Source organism: Streptomyces sp. NPDC057616, from assembly GCF_042800575.1.
In the GTDB taxonomy this organism is placed as follows: Bacteria; Actinomycetota; Actinomycetes; order Streptomycetales; family Streptomycetaceae; genus Streptomyces.
In genome coordinates, this window is record NZ_JBHVGU010000053.1 from 22,394 (window position 1) to 41,072 (window position 18,679).

The 18,679-nt window shown below is 72.7% G+C and carries 14 protein-coding genes; 6 read left to right on the plus strand and 8 right to left on the minus strand.

What is annotated here, in order from left to right:
* Nucleotides 1-3: 3 nt before the first annotated feature.
* The 3 genes from ACFU97_RS41300 to ACFU97_RS41310 form a co-directional block, all read right to left on the minus strand.
* Nucleotides 4-1,722, minus strand: a complete 1,719-nt coding sequence (locus tag ACFU97_RS41300) for an LCP family protein (protein WP_384267143.1) — start codon at nt 1,720-1,722, stop codon at nt 4-6.
* Nucleotides 1,723-1,963: 241 nt separating this feature from the next.
* Nucleotides 1,964-3,136 carry an LCP family protein gene (locus ACFU97_RS41305; RefSeq protein WP_384267145.1) on the minus strand — a complete coding sequence of 391 codons (1,173 nt, stop codon included), beginning with the start codon at nt 3,134-3,136 and terminating at the stop codon, nt 1,964-1,966.
* A gap of 185 nt (nt 3,137-3,321) precedes the next feature.
* Entirely contained in the window at nt 3,322-4,077 is a 756-nt protein-coding gene (locus tag ACFU97_RS41310; RefSeq protein WP_384267147.1) for a TIGR03089 family protein, read from the minus strand.
* 129 nt (nt 4,078-4,206) lie between these two features.
* On the opposite strand from ACFU97_RS41310, the gene ACFU97_RS41315 reads away from it, so the two are divergent.
* Both ACFU97_RS41315 and ACFU97_RS41320 read left to right on the plus strand, forming a co-directional pair.
* Nucleotides 4,207-5,655: a peptidoglycan recognition protein gene (locus ACFU97_RS41315; protein ID WP_384267149.1), complete on the plus strand. Its 1,449-nt coding sequence runs from the start codon at nt 4,207-4,209 to the stop codon at nt 5,653-5,655.
* A gap of 190 nt (nt 5,656-5,845) precedes the next feature.
* Complete coding sequence (locus ACFU97_RS41320) at nt 5,846-6,928, plus strand: sugar phosphate nucleotidyltransferase (RefSeq protein ID WP_384267152.1); 1,083 nt, start codon at nt 5,846-5,848, stop codon at nt 6,926-6,928.
* A gap of 109 nt (nt 6,929-7,037) precedes the next feature.
* On the opposite strand, the gene ACFU97_RS41325 is transcribed toward ACFU97_RS41320, so the two are convergent.
* The 4 genes from ACFU97_RS41325 to ACFU97_RS41340 all read right to left on the minus strand — a co-directional run bounded on the left by ACFU97_RS41325 (nt 7,038) and on the right by ACFU97_RS41340 (nt 10,970).
* Entirely contained in the window at nt 7,038-8,048 is a 1,011-nt protein-coding gene (locus tag ACFU97_RS41325; protein ID WP_384267154.1) for a DNA-3-methyladenine glycosylase family protein, read from the minus strand.
* Between the two features lie 81 nt (nt 8,049-8,129).
* On the minus strand, nt 8,130-9,467 hold the full coding sequence (locus tag ACFU97_RS41330) for a coenzyme F420-0:L-glutamate ligase (RefSeq protein ID WP_384267156.1): 1,338 nt from the start codon (nt 9,465-9,467) through the stop codon (nt 8,130-8,132).
* Nucleotides 9,464-10,423, minus strand: a complete 960-nt coding sequence (cofD, locus tag ACFU97_RS41335; protein WP_384267159.1) for a 2-phospho-L-lactate transferase — start codon at nt 10,421-10,423, stop codon at nt 9,464-9,466. Before cofD ends, ACFU97_RS41330 begins: the two co-directional genes overlap by 4 nt.
* A 34-nt stretch (nt 10,424-10,457) precedes the next feature.
* Nucleotides 10,458-10,970 (minus strand): cysteine dioxygenase, encoded by a 513-nt coding sequence (locus tag ACFU97_RS41340; protein ID WP_384267161.1) that lies wholly within the window; start codon nt 10,968-10,970, stop codon nt 10,458-10,460.
* Between the two features lie 716 nt (nt 10,971-11,686).
* On the opposite strand from ACFU97_RS41340, the gene ACFU97_RS41345 reads away from it, so the two are divergent.
* The 3 genes from ACFU97_RS41345 (at nt 11,687) to ACFU97_RS41355 (ending at nt 17,302) form a co-directional block, all read left to right on the plus strand.
* Entirely contained in the window at nt 11,687-11,950 is a 264-nt protein-coding gene (locus tag ACFU97_RS41345; protein ID WP_003975777.1) for a WhiB family transcriptional regulator, read from the plus strand.
* Between the two features lie 184 nt (nt 11,951-12,134).
* On the plus strand, nt 12,135-15,770 hold the full coding sequence (locus ACFU97_RS41350; protein WP_384267164.1) for a glycosyltransferase: 3,636 nt from the start codon (nt 12,135-12,137) through the stop codon (nt 15,768-15,770).
* A complete protein-coding gene (locus tag ACFU97_RS41355; RefSeq protein ID WP_384267166.1) occupies nt 15,767-17,302 on the plus strand; it encodes a DUF5719 family protein in 1,536 nt (511 codons plus the stop codon). Before ACFU97_RS41350 ends, ACFU97_RS41355 begins: the two co-directional genes overlap by 4 nt.
* 68 nt (nt 17,303-17,370) lie before the next feature.
* Here the strand turns inward: ACFU97_RS41355 and ACFU97_RS41360 are convergent, their stop codons facing one another.
* Nucleotides 17,371-17,820 carry a metallopeptidase family protein gene (locus ACFU97_RS41360; protein ID WP_384267198.1) on the minus strand — a complete coding sequence of 150 codons (450 nt, stop codon included), beginning with the start codon at nt 17,818-17,820 and terminating at the stop codon, nt 17,371-17,373.
* A gap of 291 nt (nt 17,821-18,111) precedes the next feature.
* Here ACFU97_RS41360 and ACFU97_RS41365 point away from each other — a divergent pair, with 291 nt between their 5' ends.
* Nucleotides 18,112-18,537 carry a DUF3499 domain-containing protein gene (locus ACFU97_RS41365; protein WP_093748783.1) on the plus strand — a complete coding sequence of 142 codons (426 nt, stop codon included), beginning with the start codon at nt 18,112-18,114 and terminating at the stop codon, nt 18,535-18,537.
* The last annotated feature ends 142 nt before the right edge of the window (nt 18,538-18,679 follow it).

The window sequence follows — 18,679 nt, forward strand, 5'->3', positions numbered from 1 at the left end:
AGGTCACTTGGCGCACTGAACCTTGTCCGCCGTGGACTTGTCGACGTCCGGTGCCTTGGACGCCGCGGTGAGCGGTTCGCCCGCGGTCTCGAAGTCCTTGCCCAGGGTCAGCGTCATCGTCGGCAGGCCCTGCGCGTTGGTCACGCTCTTGCCGGGCTTCAGGGCCGCGCCGGACAGCCCCATGATGGCGGCCAGCCGGCGCGCCTGGTCGGCCTGGTCCGGGGCGTACTCCAGCGTCGTCCTGCTGAGCGCCGCGTCCGCGTTGCCCGCGTTCTCGGACTTCAGCACGCCCGCCTGGTTCTGCAGGTACTCCAGCTCCGCCTGCGCGCTGCCGGCGGCGGCGCCGCCGTTGAGGATGCGCACACGCACGTCGGACGCGGCCGACTTGCTGCCCTTGAGACGGGCGGCCACGGCGGCCGCCTCCTTCTTCTTCTGCTGCTTGACCGCGGTGAAGGAGACGTCGTTCCTGATGGCCTGGAAGACCTGCGGGGCCTTCGAATCGTTCAGGACGACGGTCGCCTTCACCTTCTCGGCCGGGTTGTCGACCACCGGCACGGTGGTGAACGTCAGGTTCTTCGGGTTGAGCTTGCCCAGCTCCAGGCCGAGGTCCTTCAGCTTGCCGATGCTGTCGAGGTTGGAGTCGACGGTCAGCGCCTTGGTGCCCGCCTCGGCGACCTTGATCATCTTCGCCGGGTTGGTGAGCGTGTCGTTCGACTTCAGCTTGCGCATCAGCGCGCTGAGGAACTGCTGCTGCAGCGTGATCCGGCTCAGGTCGCCGCCGAAGCCGACCGCGTGCCGGGTGCGGACGAAGGCGAGGGCCGTCTCACCCTCGATGTGCCGCGTGCCCTTCTTCAGATTCAGGTGCGAGTCGGGGTCGTTGATGTCCTTGCCGAGACATACGTCCACCCCGCCGACCGCCGTGGTCAGCGTCTTGACCGCGTTGAAGTCGGCGACCATGAAGTTGTCCGGCTTGATCCCGGTCAGCTCCGTGACGGTGCGGGCGACGCAGCTGGGCGTGCGCTCGTCCTGGCCGAGGCTCGTGTTGAAGCGGACGCCGCTGGTCCCCGTGATGACCTTCTCGGTGCCGTCCTCCTGCTTGGTGGGGCAGTCCGGGACGTCGGTGATCAGGTCGCGCGGAATGCTCAACGCGGTCGCGTTGGAACGGTCCTTGGAGACGTGCAGCAGGATCGTGGTGTCCGCGTGCCCGACGCTGCCGGAGTCGCCGTACTTCGTGTTGCCCTTGCCGGTGCGCTTGTCGGTGCCGATCAGCAGGATGTTGATCGCCTTGCCCTTGCTGAAGCCACCGGTGCTCGCGCCGTCGTCGGAGACGGACGTGATGTTGTCGTTGAGGTGCTTGATGTAGAGGTAGGCGCCGCCGGCCGCGGCGAGCAGCACGAACGCCATGCTGCCGCCCGTCCACATCAGGGCCTTCTTCGCCTTCGACTTCTTCGCGGGACGGCGGCTGCGCCGGCCGGGCAGCGGCTCGTCGGGCTGGGCACGGCGCCGGCGCTGCGGCGGTACGTCACGGCCGGGGGCCTGCGGGCTCGCGGTGCGCGAGCGGGCCGCATCGCCTCCGCGAGGAGCGGATCTGCGAGGTCCTGGAACCGTCGATCGCGGTGTGGAAGGGGTCAGTCGCAGTTCGTATTCGCCGGTGTTCGGATTGAGCACCCACTGGTCTGCGGGGTCGACGTTGTCCGCCCGCCCACGGCTTTGCGCGTCCACGGTTGTCCGAATCCTCCGTTTGGGCCACGCGGCGCCTTCCCCCTCAAAGGCGCTCAGGTCACGGTCTCGCAGTGCACGGCCCCAGGAAGACGTCGCGGTTGGGTGCACCGGATCGCTCACACTATCCGCCCAGTTCAACGCCAAGCGACGTCGGTGACAAATTCCACGTCCCTACAAGGGGGCAATCCGCCCATTTCCTTGAACTTTCTTGGGGCGGCTGTTCGTCGCCTTGGTGTTCGCTTTACGTGCAGCGGTCCTCGGCGGCGGTGTTCCCGCTGAACGTCGGAGCGGGCGAAACGGATGTTCCGGGCTGGCCGGACCGTTTTCCGGCGGAGTTTCCGTCGCCCTTCGTGGTCGAATTGCGACTCTTCGCATCGGAATCCCGCCCGGACCTGCTCACGGCCAGTGGCGCGTCCGTGCGCAGTCGTTCGAACAGCTTTTCCGCCTCGGGCTCCACGAGCTGGTCGCGATTCGCGTTGTAGACGTACGACTCGCGCGGAACCGTGAGGAATTGCACGCGTTCCGCGGGGATGTCGCGCAGTCCGCGCACGAGTTCGTACAAACCACGCAGACTCGCCAGACCCGGGTCGGTGGTGAGGGACGACGTGGCGGCGTCCAGCACCGGATAGAGCTTCACCGGATTCAGCAGTACGTCATTGCTCTGCACCTTGTTGACGAGCGCGCCGAGGAATCGCTGCTGGCGCTCCATCCGGTCGGTGTCGCTGCCGTTGCCGAGGGTCTTGCGGGCGCGGACGTAGCCGAGGGCCTGCTCGCCGTCGAGCGTGACCCGTCCCGCGGGCAGCTTCAGCTTGGCGGCCTTGTCGTCGATCGGCTCCTTCAGGCAGACCCGGACGCCGTCGAGCGCGTCGACCATCTCCTTGAAGCCGTGGAAGTCGATGACGACGTGATGGTCGACGCGGACGTCCGTGAGCTTCTCGAGAGTCCGGATGGTGCAGGCCGAACCGCCCATCTCGAAGGCGTAGTTGAACATCGCGAAGGTCGGTTCGGAGCGGCTCCCGTCGGCGCGCAGGCATGAGGGCACGTCCACCATCAGGTCGCGGGGGAGGGAGATCGCGGTCGCGGTGTGCCGCCCCTTGGACAGGTGCAGCAGGATCGTGGTGTCGGACCGCTCGGTCCCCGAGTCGCGCCCGTAGCGGGAGTTGCCGTCCCCGGAGCGCGAGTCCGAGCCGATCACCAGGATGTTCTGCGCGTCCTTGACGAGCGAGGTGGGCCGCTCCTTCTCGTACCGCGCGAGTTCACGGGCGGCGGCCTCGTCGGGGGTGATGTTGCCGCTCAGCTTCATGTACAGCACCCACCCGCCCCCGGCGGCCCCGACGGCCAGCACGGCGACGGCGATCCCGCCGTACCGCAGCCACCGCCGCCGCGGCCGCACCGGTCGTCTCAGCCCTTTCACGTGCCGCTCCACCCCTCATGGCGTATGAACGTGCTGGTTCTACGACCATGCCTCGGAGGGGCTCCTCAAGCGGGCTGTTGCTGACCCGTTCGGGTGACTGCAGTGCTTTGTCGTTCAGGGGCGCGGGGAACTGCGCGATCAGCCCCCACAGGCCCCGGTCGCCCGACAACGGTCACCACCCACTCTCAGCGGCGGACCACGGACACCCGCTCACTCTCGACCCGCCCGGCGACGGTCTCCTCGCTCGCCTGCTCCAGGTGCCGGCACAGAACCACCGACCCGCCGACGGCGAGCGGCCCGTACAGCCCGGCGTTCAGCCCGTCCCAGGTGTCGTACGGCAGCCCGGACAGGATGCGCGCCCCCGGTCCCGTCAGCCCGAGCCCCGTCGCCTCCGCGGCCGCCCGCTCGACGACCTCCGCCCCGCTGAACTCCCGCCCGGCCACGATGAGCGCCGGCTCGTCGGGATCGACCGGCGCGAACGGAGCGAACCGGTCTCCCTGGCCCGGCACTTCCACGGCGTAGTCGACGAAGCCCGAAGGCGGTTGCGGGAACCGCCCGCCCAGCGGCCGCAGCGCGAGGGCGACCCGCTCGCCCCGGCAGGCCCGCGCCGCGTCCAGCGTGTCCGGACCGCTCACCACGACGTCGGCCGCCGCGGGATCCCCGTCGACGTCGGCGACCGCGCCCACCGACGCGCACGCCAGCAGCCACACCGCCGTCTGCCAGTGCGCGGGCAGCAGCAGCGCCACCCGGTCGCCGGGCGCGGCGGACAGGTCGCCCTGGAGGAGGTTGGCGGTCTTGGCCACCCAATTGGCGAAGGTGGCCACGGACAGTTCGACGCGCTCGCCCGTGGCGTCGTCGTAGAAGGTCACCAAGGGGCGCGCGGGGTCCGTGGCGAGCGCGGAACTCAGCAGGTCGGCAGGGGTGCGGTCGGTGGCGTTCACCCGCGCAAGCGTACGCGGGCGCCCGGTCGCGCACCGCCCGGCGCCGCCACCGGTTCGGGCGAACGGCAGCCGACGGTCCGTCAATTCCCGGATGGACAGATATGTCTGACTTTGTACAAGATCATGGGTATGCGTCGACTTCTCGCCTCTTCGATCGCCTCCTCGGTCGGCGTCGCCTGCGCGACCGCCCTCGCTCTCCCGCTGACCCTGCCCGCCGCCGCGGCGACCGCGAGCCCCGCGGCGAGCCGCGCGGGATTCGTACCGGCGGCCGCCCGGTACGACCTCCCCGGCAGCACCCGGTCGCTGCCCCTGCGGCCGCTCGGCCAGCGCGCCCGCGACCGCGCCATCGCCTCCCCGGCCGCCGGCGAGCTGGGCCTGACCCGCCGGGACGTCAGGCGCTTCTCGATGGTGGGGGTCGTCTGGGACAACCCCGACACCGAACTGCACGGCCGTGTCCAGGTCCGCACCCGCGCCACCCGCTCCGGCGTCTGGTCCGGCTGGCAGAACCTCGAGACCCACAACGACGACGCGGCCGACCCCGGCACCGCCGAGCGCACCTCGGGCCGCGTCCGCGGCTCCACCGCACCGCTGTGGGTGGGGGACTCGGACGGGGTCGAGGTCCGGGTCCGGGCCGAGGGCGGAACCCGGACGAAGGCGTCCGCGCCCCGCACCCGCGCCGCGTCGACCGCCGCCGCGCTCCCGTCGGGGCTGCGTCTGGAACTCGTGGACCCCGGCGACGACACCGGCGGGGAGGGCGGGCCGGCGGTCGAGCTGCACGGCATGCCGGCGGGCGCCCCCCGCACCGGCGCCCTCGGCGCCGAGTCGGCCGAGGCCCTGGCCGCCTCCGCCGCCAACGCCGACGTCGCGCCGCTCGGCGCCACCGAGATCCCCGCGCTGAGCCGGGCCGCGACCGAGCGGGAGCTACGGGGCCTGGGCGACAGCGAGTTGACGGGCGCTCAGCGCGCCAAGCCGTACATCGGCCCGCGTCCCCGTATCATCACGCGCCGCGGCTGGGGCGCGGACGAGAAGCTGCGCGAGAAGGGCTTCGTCTACACGAAGAAGGTCAAGGTGGCGTTCGTCCACCACACCTCGTCCGGCAACGGATACAGCTGCTCGCAGGCCGCCTCCGTCATCCGCGGTATCTACCGCTACCACGTCAAGAGCATGGGCTGGCGCGACATCGGCTACAACTTCCTCGTCGACAAGTGCGGAAACATCTACGAGGGGCGCGCCGGGGGAGTGGCGAAGGCCGTCCTCGGCGCCCACACCCTCGGCTTCAACGGCAACAGCATGGGTGTCGCCGTCCTCGGCAGCTTCGGCTCGCACAAGCCGCCCGCGGCCGCCCTGCGCGCCATCTCCCGGCTCACCGCCTGGAAACTCGGCCTCTACGGTGCCAATCCGCGTGGAAAGGCGTATCTGAAGTCGGGTGGTGGCAATCTCTACCGAAAGGGAAAGAACGTACGTCTCAACGTGATCTCCGGCCACCGTGACGGCTTCGCCACGGCCTGTCCGGGCACCCAGCTCTACCGCAAGCTCGGCACGGCCCGCTCGACCGCCGCGCGCTACCAGGGGCGCTGAGGGCCGCGCCCCCGGGCGACGCGCGGGAGCCGGTCACGGGGGCGCACGAGGACCACGTGCACGCCATCGGGGGACACCGGGTGGAACCGCTCAGCACCGCACGGCCGTCGAAGGCGCCACACGACGATCTGCATACACTGGCCGGCCGAAAGACAGTTCGGCCGGTCCCGGCAGGAAGCAGAGACGACAGGTGACAGAAGCGATCCTCCTGGTCGGCGGCAAGGGCACCCGGCTGCGGCCCCTCACGGTCCACACGCCGAAGCCCATGGTCCGGGCGGCCGGCGTCCCGTTCCTCACCCACCAGCTGGCGAGAGCGAGAGCGGCGGGCGTCGACCACATCGTCCTCGCCACGTCGTACCTGGCCGAGGTCTTCGAGCCCTACTTCGGCGACGGCTCGTCCCTCGGCCTCCACCTCGAGTACGTGACCGAGGAGGAGCCCCTCGGCACCGGCGGCGCCATCCGCAACGTCGCCTCCCGTCTGCACTCCGGGCCCGACGAACCGGTCCTGATCTTCAACGGCGACATCCTGACCGGCCTGAACATCCGCGCCCTGGTCGACACCCACGAGAAGACCGGCGCCGACGTCTCGCTGCACCTGACCAAGGTCACCGACCCGCGCGCGTACGGACTGGTCCCGACGGACGAGACGGGCCGCGTCCTCGCCTTCCTGGAGAAGCCGCAAACGCCCGAGGAGATCGTCACCGACCAGATCAACGCGGGGGCGTACGTCTTCCGCCGCTCGGTTATCGACACGATCCCGGCGGGCCGCCCGGTCTCGGTGGAGCGGGAGACGTTCCCCGACCTGCTCGCCGCCGGAGCCCATCTGCAGGGCATGGTCGACTCCACGTACTGGCTGGACCTCGGCACCCCGGCGGCCTTCGTCCGCGGCTCCGCCGACCTGGTGCTCGGCCGCGCCCCCTCGCCCGCCGTCCCCGGCCGCTGCGGCGACCGGCTGGTCCTGCCGACGGCGCGCGTCGCGCCCGACGCCAAGCTCACGGGCGGCACGGTGGTGGGCGAGGGCGCGTTCGTGGCGGAGGGCGCCCGGGTCTTCGGCTCGACGATCCTGCCGGGCGCCGTCATCGAACCCGGCGCCGTCATCACCGACTCCCTCATCGGCACGCGCGCACGCGTGGGCGAGCGCTCCGTCCTGACCGGCACGGTCATCGGCGACGGCGCGGTCGTCGGCGCCGACAACGAACTGCGCGACGGGGCACGAGTGTGGTGCGACGCCCGTATCCCGGCGGGGTCGGTGCGCTTCTCCTCCGACCAGTAGCCGTCAGCTGCGCACGCATCCCGGGGGCGTCCTGCGCGGCGCCCCCGTGCCGTCGTCCCTGGCTGCGGCTGTGAAACCGCGGCTCGGGCCTCGGCTCCCTCGGCTTCGGTCAGAGCCGTCCGATGTCGCCCTTCGGCATCCGCGGCGCCCGTCTCGGCGGTGTCCGGCCGCTGAGCAGGATCAGCCGGGCCGCCCGGTGCCGCTGTCCGGCATACGGCTCCAGCAGCTCCAGCATCATCGCGTCGTCCGCGTCCCGGTCCCCGGCCAGCGCCCATCCGACGATGCCGGGCAGATGCAGATCCCCCACGGTCACGGCGTCCGGCGCCCCGTGGCTGCGCTGCACCGTCTCCGCCGAGGTCCACGGGCCGATCCCGGAGACCAGCTCCAGCCGCGCCTGCGCGGCCGCCGGCTCCATCCGGGCCGCCTCCTCCATCCGTGCGGCGACCCGCACGGCCCGCAGGATCGTCGACGCCCGCTTGTTGTCGACGCCGGCCCGGTGCCACTCCCAGGACGGGATCAGCGCCCACGTCCGCGGCGCCGGCATCACCCACAGCCGCCCGCCCGCCGCCGGCCCCGGCGCCGGCTCACCGTACTTGCGCACCAGAATCCGCCACGCCTGGTACGCCTCGAGGGTCGTGACCTTCTGCTCCAGGATCGACGGGATCAGCGACTCCAGCACCAGTCCGGTGCGCGTCAGCCGCAGCCCGGGCCGCCGGTGCCGGGCGAGCGCCACCAGCCGGTGCCGGGGCGCGAAGGCGTCCGGGTCGTCCGCCGCACCGAGCATCTCGGGCAACTGCTCCAGCAGCCACTCGGCCCCCGGCCCCCACGCCTCGCCGCGTACGACGGTGCCCTTCGCGGCGACCCGCAGCGTCCCCGGCCCGGCCGGGGTGAGGCTGGCCCGCCACACGGCGCCGTCGGGCGTCGCCCTGAACGTCGGATCGCCCGGTCCGCGCCGCAACGGCCCCAGCACCAGTCCGAGGTCGATCGGTGCCTCCGGCACCACCGTCCGCACCCGCCCGGGCGCCGCGGCCTGCTGCGGCACGCCACCGCGCGCGGGTACGGCGACATGCCCGCCCCGCACCGTCGTACGGGTGGGCCGAGGAGCGAACCGTCCTGCCATGGATGAAGTCCCGGGAGGCGAGAGGAACCCTGTGGGGCACAGGGAAGGGGCCCTACGAGATTAGGCGCACGCGCGCGTGTGTCACCGGACCTCTATGAAGCTCCCCGCATCACGCTCCGGCCGCGGCCGGGGTTCCTCGGCCGGATGCCCGACCGCGACGGCACCCATCGGGTCCCAGTCCGCGGGCAGCCCCAGCGCCTCCCGTACGACGTCGCGGCAGAACATGGTCGACGACACCCAGGCCGATCCCAGCCGCTCTGCGGCGAGCGCGACCAGGAAGTTCTGCACGCCGGCGCCCGCGGCGACCACGAACATCTCCCGCTCGGCGCCGTCCCGGCGCGCGTCCCCGTAGGTGTGCGAGCCGTCCATGACGAGGCACGGCACCACCAGATACGGCGCGTTGCGCAGGACGTCGCCCCGGCGCACCCGCTTGGCGATGGACTCCTCGCTCTTGCCGTCCCGGCGCAGATCGGCGATCCAGGCGTCGCGCATGGCGTCCAGCAGCCCGGTCCGCGCGGCCTCGGACTCCAGCAGCACGAACCGCCACGGCGTCGTGTGATGCGGCGCCGGCGCCGTCACGGCCGCGGCGACCGCCCGCCGTACGGCACCGGGGTCGACCGGTTCACCGGTGAAGGCCCGCACCGTACGGCGCTGGGTCACCGCCGTCCGTACGGCCTCGGACGTCCCGAGCCGGAACATGTCGTCCCGTCCGCCGCGCACCATGGCCCGCGCCCCTTCCCCGTCGTCCTGCGCCACCACGTGCGCGAGCCCGCGCACGACGGCGACGGGAAGCCCGGCGGCCTTGCCCTTGACCAGGTCGCCGGCGGCGGCCAGCTCGTCCGCGGTCGCCACGACCGTCGCGCTGAGCGGATTGCCGTGCGCGTCCGTGCCGCCGCGCAGGTCGTCCAGCACGCGCACGCCTGCGGCGCCGATCGCCACGTCCGTGAGCCCCGAGCGCCACGGGCGCCCGAAGGTGTCGGTCACGACGACCCCGACCTCGACACCGAGTGCGTCGCGCAGTCCGTCCCGGATGGCCCGGGCGGACGCGTCCGGGTCCTCGGGCAGCAGCAGCACCGTGCCGGGCGCGGTGTTGGAGGCGTCGACCCCGGCCGCGGCCATCACCAGGCCCTGCCGGTTCTCCACGATCCGCAGGCTGCCGCGGCGCGCCACGACCCGTACGGTCTCGGCGTCGATGGCGGCCTCGCGGTCGTCGCCCGCGACGACGCGCCCCTCCGCCTTGGACACGATCTTCGAGGTGACGAGCAGGACGTCCCCGTCGGCGAGGCCGGGTTCGGCGGCGGCGATGAGCTTGGCGACGTCGTCGCCCGCGGTCACCTCGGGCAGCCCGGGCACGGCCCAGACCCGGAAACCGGGCGCCCCGCCGGAGGCCGCGGCGCCCTCGGAAGTCCGCTCGCTCAAGACGGCCGCACCTCCTCCGCCAGCGTCAGCGCCTCACGCGCCATCCGGGCGGTCGCCTCCAGGTCGGTCATCATCAGCGGCACCGCCCGGCAGCGGATCCCGGCGCCCTCGACCCGCTCCACGACGCCCGCGTCCACGGTGTCGACGAGCCAGCCGTCCAGCAGCCCCGAGCCGTAGTGCTCGGCCACCGCCGCGGCCGTCGACTCCACGCCGACCGCGGCCAGCACCTTGTCGGCCATCCCGCGCACGGGCGCGTCGCCGACGATGGGGGAGAGGCCGACGACCGGCACGCCCGCGTCGGCGATCGCCTCCCGGATGCCGGGCACCGCGAGGATCGTGCCGATGGAGACCACCGGGTTCGACGGCGGGAACAGCACGACGTCCGCCTCCGCGATCGCCTCCAGCACGCCCGGCGCCGGCTTCGCCTGCTCGGCGCCCACCGGCACGACCGCCTCGGCCGGCACCGAGGCCCGCAGCCGCACCCAGTACTCCTGGAAGTGCACCGCCTTGCGCTCGCCGTCGACCTCGACGGCCACATGCGTCTCGACCCGGTCGTCCGTCATGGGGATCAGCCGCACACCCGGCTTCCACCGGTCGCACAGCGCCTCGGTGACCGCGCTGAGCGGGTAGCCGGCGCCGATCATCTGCGTCCGCACGATGTGCGTGGCGAAGTCCCGGTCGCCGAGGCCGAACCACTCCGGCCCCACGCCGTAGGCCGCGAGCTCCTCCTTGAGGTGGAAGGTCTCGTCGGCCCGCCCCCAGCCCTGCTCCTCGTTGATGCCGCCGCCGAGCGTGTACATCACCGTGTCGAGGTCCGGGCAGACCTTCAGCCCGAAGAGGTGGATGTCGTCCCCGGTGTTGCCGATGACGGTGATGTCCGCGTCCGGTGCGGCCCGCTTGAGACCGCGCAGGAACCGGGCACCACCGATGCCGCCTGCCAGAACCACAATGCGCATGAGGCCCAGTCTTACAGGCGGGTGGGACAACGCGTCAGGCGGTTACCGCGTCGACCTCGTCGTACGCCACCGGCGCCGCCGTGCACGTCGTGTGCATCGGCATCTCGGTGAGGCCCGGGTAGTAGACGTGCAGGCTGACGGCCGGCTCCAGCGCGTCGTTGACCACCTCGTGGACGTACCCCGGCGCGAACACCCGCTGCGTACCCGCCCCCAGTGCGCGCGTGCCCCGCCGTGTGCGCTCGGTCAGCGTGCCCTCCAGGACGGTCAGCACACCGGAGGAACGGCCGTGGTCGTGCGGTCCGCTGCCCTGGCCGGGCACCCAGGACAGCAGCCACACCTCGTAGCCGGGCCCGGTGCGCAGCCGGTGGTACCAGCGCGTCGTGGCGTCGTACTCGACGAGGTGCTCCCACTGTGCGCGGTCGGCGGCGATGGAGCGGGCCAGTCCGACGAACTCGGCGACGGTGGCCGGATGTTCGCGCGGGGGCTGGAGCAGGTGCGGGACTTCGAGGATGTCGCCGGCGATCTGGAGGTCGTTGTCGCTGTTCATGGGGTGCGGTGGTTCCTCGGCGAAGAGTGGGGCTGGCTGGGGTCGCACACCGTCCGCCGGGACCGCGGACGGCGAGGATGCCCTGTCAGGGCGTCAGGCAGAGGGACAGCAGCCGAGTCGGGACGGACTCAGAGGCAGCCGGAGCGCGCGTGGCTCAACAGCTGGAACAGCAACAACAGCTACAGCGAGCGCGGGCAGCACCGTGGGACCCGGTCGTGCGGGTCGAGGCGAGTGCCGAGTTCGCGAGCATGCCCACTAGGACAGCGGTTCACACCTTCAGTGTCAACTCGGCGCCCGGTATGTGGGACATGGTTCACCTCATCCGGTTCATGTCCGAGGCGAAAGGTTTGTGCATACGGGTCGCGGGACACATGGCGCACAACCGGGCGCACAAGCCTCGTTGCGATCCCGTGATCCGACTGTGATCCGGTTTGCCTCGAGAGACGCGTGGAACGAGATCGGATCTACGGGCGTCCTTCCCCGTACAGGCTCTGCATGGGGTCGGCGGCCCGCCCGGGCCTCGTCTGCATGTCAAGGTTTATGCCGATTTGAACACTTTCCGCATGGCCTTGGTTCCGCAGAGTGAATAAGGGGCCCAATAGCAGATCTCGGCTTGACTCGCCCGGAGCAGCACACTTGTAATTTCACTCGTGTCGTTCAGCCGGGATCGGTAACGGCTACATCACGGGGACGCGAAAGACAGACGAGGGGCGCACATGACCGAGCTGGTGCAGCAACTGCTGGTCGACGACGCGGACGAGGAACTCGGCTGGCAGGAGCGCGCGCTGTGCGCCCAGACCGACCCCGAGTCCTTCTTCCCCGAGAAGGGCGGCTCCACCCGCGAGGCCAAGAAGGTCTGCCTCGCTTGTGAGGTCCGCTCCGAGTGCCTCGAGTACGCCCTGGCCAACGACGAGCGCTTCGGCATCTGGGGCGGTCTGTCCGAGCGGGAGCGGCGCCGCCTGAAGAAGGCCGCCGTCTGACCCGAAGGCTCCGTACTCCTCCGCACTCCTCCGTATTCGAACGGCCCGTCGCAGGTGGGTTATCCACAGGCGGCGGGCCGCCGTCATGCCCAGCCGATAGTGTGGTCGCTCGTCCGAGGCGCCTCGTGGCCCCCAAGGGGCACAGACGCCCACTGCAGTCCATCGAACCGGGGCCCGTACCTCGATGTCCGTGCACAGCCACACGGCAGCCCAGCAAGGCGTCGCTGCCACTCCAGAGTTCCCGCGTCACGTGGTGACGGCGGTCGTCGTCTCGCACGACGGCGCCCGCTGGCTGCCCGACGTGCTCGCCGGGCTGCTCGGCCAGGAGCGTCCCGTCCAGTCCGTCATGGCGGCCGACACCGGCAGCGCCGACGCCTCCGCGCACATGGTCACCGAGGCCCTCGGCGCCGACCGCGTCCTGCACCTCGCCCGGCGCACCGGCTTCGGCCAGGCCGTCGAGGAGGCGGCCCGCACCGCGCCCGTGCTGACCCCGGAGGAACTGCCCTATCTGAAGCGGCCGAGCGGCTGGGACCCGGTCACGCGCTCCTGGCGTGACGACGCGTACGACCTGCCCGAACTGCCGCACGGAGAGCCGGTCCAGTGGCTGTGGCTGCTGCACGACGACTGCGCCCCCGAACCCGACGCCCTGGCCGAGCTGCTGCGCGTCGTGGAGAACGAGCTGGAGCTGGGCCGCGACGACGTGGCCGTGGTCGGCCCCAAGCTCCACGGCTGGTACGACCGCCGCCAGCTCCTGGAGGTCGGCGTCAGCATCGCCAACTCCGGCCGCCGCTGGACGGGTCTGGACCGCCGGGAGCAGGACCAGGGCCAGCACGACCACGTGCGCACGGTGCTGTCGGTGTCCACCGCCGGCATGCTGATCCGCCGCGACGTCTTCGAACAGCTCGGCGGCTTCGACCGCCGGCTGCCCCTGATGCGTGACGACGTCGACCTGTGCTGGCGCGCCCACGCCGCCGGCCACCGCGTGCTCATCGCACCGGAGGCGGTCGTGCGGCACGCCGAGGCCTCCTCCCGTGAGCGCCGCACCGTCGACTGCGTGGGCCGCACCGCCGCCTCCCCGCACAAGGTCGACAAGGCCGGCGCCGTCTACACCCTCCTGGTCAACGCCCGCACGGCCGTGCTGCCCTGGGTGCTGCTGCGCCTGGTGCTCGGCACGCTCCTGCGGACCCTCGCCTACCTCGTCGGCAAGGTCCCCGGACAGGCCGTCGACGAGATCCGCGGCCTGCTGGGCACGCTGCTGCGACCCGAGCGGATCATCGCCGGACGGCGCAGGCGCGGGAGCCCGCAGATCGACAAGGACGAGCTGCGCGCACTGTTCCCGCCGCCCGGCGCGACGGTGCGCGCCACCGTGGAGCAGGTCGCGGGCAACCTCGTGGGCCGCTCCGACCCCGAAGCGACCTCCGGCGCCGGACGGCACGGCGGCGCGGTCGAGTCCGGACCCGGCGGCGACGACGCCGAGTTCCTGGAGATCGAGCAGTTCGCCCGCCTCAAGCGCATCGGCCGCAAGCCCGGCCCGATGCTCTTCCTGGTGCTGCTGCTCGTCTCCCTGGTCGCCTGCCGGCAGCTGCTCGGCGGCGGCGCGCTCGGGGGCGGCGCCCTGCTGCCCGCCCCGGCCGACGCCGGTGAACTGTGGTCGCGCTACGCCGACTCCTGGCACGCCGTGGGCGCCGGCGGCACCCCGTCCGCGCCGCCGTACCTGGCGATCGTGGCGATGCTGGCCACCGTGCTGTTCGGCTCGACCGGGCTCGCGGTCACGGTCCTGCTGGTGTGCTCCGTGCCGCTGGCCGGTCTCACCGCGTACTTCGCCTCCCGCCCGCTCGTCGAGTCGCGCCTGCTGCGTGCGTGGGCGGCCGTCGTCTACGCCTTCCTGCCCGCCGCCACGGGCGCGCTCGCGGGCGGCCGCATCGGCACCGCCGTGCTGGCCGTCCTGCTGCCGCTGATCGCGCGCGCGGGCATCGCCGCCGCCGGCCTGACGAACAGCTCGGGCGCGCGCGGCAGTTGGCGCGCCACCTGGGCGTACGCCCTGCTGCTGACGGTCACGACGGCGTTCACGCCGATCGTGTGGCCGATCGCGCTGGTCCTCGGCGTCGCGCTGCTGGCCCTGCGCCGCACCGACCTCCCCGCCCACGGGCTGCGCTTCCTGGCCCAGCTCGGCACCCCGCTGCTGGTCCTGGCGCCCTGGTCGCTGTCGCTGCTCCCGTTCGGCTTCTTCCAGCAGGCCGGGCTGGACTACGACCCCTCGTCCGCCTCCGCGCTCGACCTGCTCGGCGCGAGCCCCGGCGGCCCGGGCACGGTCAGCGGGCTGATGCTCATCGGCATCGTGCTGGCCGCGCTGGCCGCACTGCTGCGCTCGGAGCGCCAGTTCGGCATCTGGACGGCCTGGGCGGTGGCCCTGGTGGGCCTCGTCTTCGCGGTCCTGTCCAACGGATCGACCTGGGCGGGCCCCGCGACCCTCGTCTACGGCATCGCCCTGCTGACCGCCGCCTCCCTCGGCGCCGACGGCGCACGCACGCGCGTGGCCGAGCAGAGCTTCGGGTGGCGCCAGCCGGTGGCCGCACTGATCGCCTTCGCCTCGATCGCGGGCCCGCTGGTCCTCGCCTTCGGCTGGATGATCCGCGGCGCCGACGGGCCGGTCGAGCGGCAGGACCCCGTGCAGGTGCCCGCGTTCGTCGCCGAGGAGAGCGGCACCCGCGACCAGGCCCGCACGCTGGTGCTCGACAGCGACTCCACGGCCCGCGTCGCCTACAGCCTGGTCCGCGGCTCCGGCGCCCGTCTCGGCGACGCCGAGGCCGCCGCGGCGGACGGCGGGAACAGCCGCCTCGACAAGGTCGTCGCCAACCTCGTCGCCGGCTCCGGCGCCGACCAGGCCGACCAGCTGGGCAAGTTCGCGGTCCGGTACGTCCTCGTCCACAAGGGCGCACCCCGCGACGTCACCCGGGTCCTGGACGCCACCCCGGGCCTGTCCCGCCTGAGCCAGCAGGGCGGCAGCGCCCTGTGGCGGGTCGACCAGGAGGTCGCGCGCGCCACCATCACCTCCGGCTCCGGCGCGGCACTGCCGGTGGCCGCCGGACCGGTCGAGATCCACACCACGGTCCCGTCCGGCGCGGACGGCCGCGTCCTGCGCCTGGCCGACACCGCCGCCGAGGGCTGGACGGCCACCCTGGACGGCCGGCCGCTGACCCGCACCACGGTCGACGGCTGGGCCCAGGGCTTCCAGCTCCCGGCCTCCGGGGGCCGGCTGGACGTCACCTTCGACGACCCGATCACGCACACCGCGTGGCTGTGGGCGCAGGGCCTCCTGGCCGTCGTCCTGGTCGTCATGGCCCTTCCGGGCCGGCGCCGCCACATCGACGACGACCTGCCCGAGGAGCCGGCCGTCCCCGCCGAGGCGATGGCGGGCGAGGGCCGTCGGGCCCGCCGCCTGCGCGCCCAGGCCGAGGCCGAAGAGGCGGCCGCCGGCGAGGAGTTCCCCTCTCCTCCGCAGGAGGAGATCCCCGTCGCGATCCCGCAGCAGCAGTCCTACGACGAGTGGGACCCGGCGACGTACGCGGGCGCCGACTACAACGGCTACGGCGAGCAGTACCAGGACGCCCAGCAGTACCCGGCGGGCTACGACCAGGCGTACCAGGCGGACCCGTACCAGAGCGGCCAGTACGACCCGTACGGATACGGCAACGCGCCCCAGGGGACGTACGACCAGACCGCCTACGACCCGTCGTACCAGCAGGGTTACGACCCGGCGTACGACCCGGCGCAGCAGCAGCCGCACCCCCCTGAGCGCCCCGACGGGAGTCAGCAGTGAACCGCACCACCCTCTCCCTGATCGCCGGCACCGCCGCGCTCGCCGCCGTCACCGGATTCGCCGCGCTCAGCGCGCCGGGCGCCTCCGGTGCGGACACCGCCAAGGCGGCAGCCGAACTGCCGGTGGAGCGCACCAGCCTGCTCTGCCCGGCGCCCAGCACCTCCGACATCGCCGACACGTCGTACACGTCGTTCACGCCCGTCACCAAGGGCGCGGGAAGCGGCGGCAAGGGTGAACTCCAGGCCGCCACCGAGCAGTCGGACGACGCCTCCGGCACCGGCGGCAAGACGGACGGCAAGAAGAGCGGCAAGAAGAAGGCCGGTTCGGCGGACAAGGCCGCCAAGCCGGTCCTGGCCCCGAAGGAGCCCGGCAAGCCCGTCACCGGCGACACCTCCGGCTCCGACACGCCCGCCTACGTCGGCACCGCCGAGGGCGGGTACGCGCCCGGGTGGACGGTGCAGGAGACCACCCAGGTCGCCGCGGGCAGCGGGCGCGGGCTCCAGGGCGTCAACTGCACCGCCCCGGACACCTCGTTCTGGTTCCCGGGCGCCAGCACGGACGCCTCCCGCACCGACTACGTCCACCTGACCAACCCCGACGACTCCGCCGCCGTCGTCGACATCGAGCTCTACGGCAAGGACGGCACCCTCGACTCCACGGTCGGGGAGGGCATCACGGTTCCGCCGCACTCCTCCGACCCGGTCCTGCTGTCCACGCTCACCGACGAGAAGCAGACCAACCTCACGGTGCACGTGAACGTCCGCAGCGGTCGCGTGGGCGCGGCCGTGCAGTCCCTCGACGACAAGCTCGGCGGCGACTGGCTGGCCGCGTCCACCGACCCGGCGGGCAGTCTCGTCCTGCCGGGCATCCCCAAGGACGCCACCTCCGTGCGCCTGGTCGCCTTCACGCCCGGCGACGCGGACGCGGACCTGAAGGTGCGCCTCGCCTCGCCGTCCGGCCTGATCACCCCGGCCGGGAACGAGACCCTGCACCTGAAGTCGGGCATGACCACCGCCGTCGACCTCGGCCCGGTCACCCGCGGCGAGGCCGGCTCCCTGGTCCTCACGCCGACCGCCGGGTCCGTGCCGGTCGTCGCCGCGCTCCGGGTCGTCCGGGGCAAGGGCGCCGACCAGGAGACGGCCTTCATCCCGGCCACGAGTCCGGTGGGCACGCGCGCCACGGCGGCCGACAACAGCGGCAAGGGCTCCACCCTGTCCCTCACGGCCCCCACCCGCACCGCCCAGGTGAAGGTGACCGCCTCCGCGGGCAGCGAGGGCGGCACGGCGGCCTCCAAGACGTACACGATCAAGGCGGGCACCACCGAGGACGTCGGCGCACCGGTCCCGGCCGGCCTGAAGGGCACGTACGCGCTGACGGTCGAGACCCTCTCCGGCGGCCCGGTCTACGGCGCCCGCACGCTGTCGGCCAAGGTCGAGGGCACCCCGGGCTTCACGGTCCAGACCCTGCCGGACGACCGGGGGACGGTGGCGGTGCCGCGGGCCGACGAGGACCTGTCGGTGCTGCAGAAGTAGCCGCGAGGGGTCCGGGGGCAGCCCCCGGGCCGCGGGCGGGCCGGGCCGGGCGACCGGCCGGCCCCGGCTCAGTCCTCGCCGTAGCGCGGATCGACGGTCTCGGGGGTCAGCCCCAGCAGCTCGGCCACCTGCTCGACGACGACCTCGTGCACCAGCGCCGCGCGCTCGTCGCGGCCCTTCGTGCGGATCTCCACCGGCCGCCGGTACACGACGACCCGCGCCGGCCGTCCCTCCCGGGAGGGAATCGTGCCGCCGAGCGGGACCGCCTCGTCGTTCCAGGCCCGCCCGGGGCCGTCCAGACGCGGCACCTCGAGGACGAGGAAATCGATGTCGGCGAGCTGCGGCCACCGCCGTTCCAGCCGCTCCACGGAGTCCTGCACCAGGTCCGCGAAGGCATCGGCGCGACTCGCGGCGAGCGGCACCTGGGGCGGCGCGATCGGGCCGCGCATGCCCCGGCCATGGCGATCACGACGGCGGGGCCCGGGGCCGGCGACACGGGGCGGTACGGGGTTGTCCATCACTGACGAAGCGTAGTCCCCGCCGGAGCCGCACGCCGCGCCCCGCACGGCGTGCCGGTCGCCCTCCGGCCACTCCGGACGGCCTGTCGCAGGATGACCATTCCAGCCAAGGTTGGGCTCGATTCCGTATCCTCCGAGACCGGCGATCACGGGGCAAATGACGGTGTTTGTACGGACTGTTGACCGGATGCGGAGCCGCCCGGCGCCCTGTGAATGCCCGTCCTCGCAGGTCAGCCGGGTGAGGCTGGGGTGGTGTGTGGGGTGATTCACAGCACGACACGGTGGAGTGACCTGGGGGAGAGTCGTCGCGGCCCGCTCAAGAGTGCGGTACCGTCCAACGTCGTGAGCCCTGTACGTCGCTGTTCGCGCACCGCTTGCGGCCGCCCCGCCGTCGCGACGCTGACGTACGTCTACGCCGACTCGACCGCGGTCCTCGGCCCGCTCGCCACCTACGCCGAACCTCACTGCTACGACCTGTGCGCCGAGCACTCCGAGCGCCTCACCGCCCCGCGCGGCTGGGAGGTCGTGCGGCTGCTCGACGGTTCCGCCCCGGCCCGTCCGAGCGGTGACGACCTGGAAGCGCTTGCGAACGCGGTGCGCGAGGCGGCCCGCCCCCAGGAGCGGGCGGCCGGTGCGGGCGGCGGCGGACGCGGGGCGGACCCGATGGAGGTCGCGCGCCGCGGCCACCTGCGGGTTCTGCGCTCGCCCGACAACTGACCGCGCCTTCCCGGTCGGCCACCCCGTTTTCGTGTGCGTTCCGTGCACGTTTCGCTCAGTGGTGCACAGGCATTGACGCCTCCTTGTCGCGGACACGACCATTCCGTACCGGCGGGAAATCGCTTTCCGCATGCCGGAATCC